The 2,003-nt window shown below is 65.7% G+C and carries 2 protein-coding genes and 1 pseudogene; all 3 read left to right on the top strand.

The window, feature by feature from the left end:
- Positions 1 to 367, top strand: a pseudogene (locus tag ACGF2Y_RS36585) (helicase); the annotation flags it as partial.
- A 210-nt stretch (positions 368 to 577) separates the two neighbouring features.
- Positions 578 to 1,423: a hypothetical protein gene (locus ACGF2Y_RS36580; protein WP_392956409.1), complete on the top strand. Its 846-nt coding sequence runs from the start codon at positions 578 to 580 to the stop codon at positions 1,421 to 1,423.
- An 18-nt stretch (positions 1,424 to 1,441) separates the two neighbouring features.
- On the top strand, positions 1,442 to 1,618 hold the full coding sequence (locus ACGF2Y_RS36575) for a hypothetical protein (RefSeq protein ID WP_392956407.1): 177 nt from the start codon (positions 1,442 to 1,444) through the stop codon (positions 1,616 to 1,618).
- The last annotated feature ends 385 nt before the right edge of the window (positions 1,619 to 2,003 follow it).

Here is a 2,003-nt window from a genome sequence, read left to right as displayed (position 1 = left end):
CAATCGACGAAGCCAGGACGCAATGTGGGGCGAGGGGGAGGCGATGGTGCCGATCGGGCAGCACATGGCCAACCTCCGCCGGAAGGGCGGCCTCGGCAAGGACCCGAAGCGCGCGGCGGAGCGGGCGGCGCAGCTGGCGGCGATCGATGAGGACTGGAACTGCCCCTGGCCGCTGAACTGGCAGCGGCACTACCGGATCCTCGCCGACCTCGTCGACGCCGACGGACAGCTCGCCGCCCTCGCCAAGCTCGGCATGGACTGGGCGAAGCCCGTGCCTGCTCTGCTATGCACCCCAACCGGTCACGGCCCGACCAACCGCCCACCCCCGGAACTCGCTCAAGCCCTGGTACAGCCCCCCTTGGCCTGAGCACTACTACCGGTCGATATGATCAACCGATTGCTGTCGCAACTGACCTAGACAGCAGTTGCACGATTCTTTTTGCAAGAAAACGGGAGGGTGGCAGTGCGTCACCAACGTAGGAAATTGTCGGGTGCAATAGTCGCGGCTGTGAGTAGCATAGTGCTACTTGCGGCTGCTGCTCCGGCGCCGGCTGAATCGACCGGGCCGCAGGAGGAAGTGGCACAGGCCATTGAGGCAGCTACGGGTACGGGAGATATCGCTCTGTCTGTCGCTGCCGGAGGGAAGGCCGCGGTCGCGGTGACCGAGACCGGGCAGGGGGCGACCCGTGTCGTTGTTCCGTCTGCTTCCTCGGGCGCGGTGGAGATCGTGGCTCCTGGTGGCAAGACGCTCCGGCTGGGGCTGCCGGACGAGCAGTCCGTCAAGGGTGTGAAGTCGCCGAGCGGTACCGTCGTGTACACGGGGGCCGGGCGTTCCACCGATGTGGCGGTCCAGCCGACGGCTGACGGTGGAGCGCGTGCGCTGGTGGTGCTGAAGGACGGCTCCGCTCCCCAGGAGCACCGCTTCGAGCTCGGTCTTCCGGAAGGCTTCGGTCTGCGCGCCGCGGAGGACGGCGGCTACGACATCGGCTTCGTGTCGGAGGGTGTGGAGGCGACGGTCGGCCACATCGATCCGGCGTGGGCCAAGGACGCCAATGGGCGCGCTGTCGATACGAGTTACCGTGTTGACGGTGGCACTCTTGTGCAGTCTGTGGAATACGAGGACAGCACCGCGTTTCCCGTTGTCGCTGACCCCAAGGTCACCTGGGGCTGGGGGATCTACGTCAAGTACAACCGTGCTGAGACCAAGCGCATGGCCAAGGGCATGTCGAAGTCGAAGTACGCTGCGGCGCTCTGCGGCTTCTTGCCCGGTGCTGTCGGGGGCGGCTGTGCGCTGGTTGTGTACGACTCGCTGGGCAGCATCACCAACACGTTCAAGAATGCCAGCAAGTCCGGCAAGTGCGTAAAGATGAAGTACTCGCTGCCGCCGCCCGTCCCGCTGCAGTGGAACACGACCAAGTGCTGACGCAGGAGAGCTGGACCCATGACTGACACGATCAAGAAACTCGCAGGCTTCGCGGCACTGGTGTGTGTCGTCTTCGCCGCCTGGGTGCTGATTTCCGGCAAGAGCTTCAGCGACTACTGGCTGCTGGGTGTACTGCTCATTGCTGTGCGTGGTGTGGTCCTAGCCATGTCTGCGGTCATCCACCGCGATCAGTAGGACCGAGGGAGCGCGGATTTTCCTCGCGTTATGACCACTCGTGTGTTCCCGCTTCAAGCGCAGAGGCCTCCGGAAGCCGATTGCTTCCGGAGGCCTCTGCGTTGCCGCGCCTGGCGCCACCGCCGCCCTCCCCTCGAACAGCCGGAGGAGCACCGGGCGGCGGCCGAGACGTCGACCCGTCACCAGAGGCCGGCCAGGCCACCGCGCCCCGTGACGGCTCGACATCACGGCCACCGCTGACCCGAATCCTGACCCGCGCAGGCCACAGCCCCGTGGGCCGCTTCATTCAGGGCCGTCCGAAAGGTTTCTGGTCCACGACGCATTACGAACTTCCCGGGGAATGGAACTGTTGGGCGTGCGGTGCGGTGAACACCACGCCCGACGA

The organism is Streptomyces sp. NPDC048142, from assembly GCF_043202835.1.
Classification (GTDB): Bacteria; Actinomycetota; Actinomycetes; order Streptomycetales; family Streptomycetaceae; genus Streptomyces.
This window is presented reverse-complemented; position numbering and strand designations above follow the sequence as displayed.